The organism is Cytobacillus oceanisediminis 2691 (assembly GCF_007678455.1).
Lineage (GTDB): Bacteria > Bacillota > Bacilli > Bacillales > Cytobacillaceae > Mesobacillus > Mesobacillus oceanisediminis_A.
Window position 1 is genome coordinate 1 of the sequence record NZ_VEEP01000277.1, and the last position, 257, is coordinate 257.

Sequence of the window (257 nt, forward strand, 5' to 3'; positions counted from 1 at the left end):
TGCAGTGTTATTAAAAGGGGAGTATTTATTTTTGAAAAATGGTTAGGCGGTGTTGTTGATGGAGTTGGTGGAGTTGAAGGAGAATTTTTTGGGAAGTTGAGGTGGGGATGTTTTTTGGTAGAAAGTGTGGGCTGGTGGGGAGGTCGGTGTGAGGTCTGTGAAGGAGGAGTGGAAGGTGGATGGTGGGGGGAGGAGGGATGTCAATGAGGGGATGGATTGGGGGAGGGAGTGTGGTGGGTGTATAGAGTAGATGGTGA

At 49.0% G+C, this 257-nt stretch carries 1 protein-coding gene; it reads left to right on the top strand.

All coding sequences use genetic code 11. The features are described from left to right. Positions 1 to 207: hypothetical protein (locus FS736_RS24940; RefSeq protein WP_222125116.1), on the top strand; the 207-nt coding region annotated here is incomplete at its 5' end. Between the last annotated feature and the right edge of the window lie 50 nt (positions 208 to 257).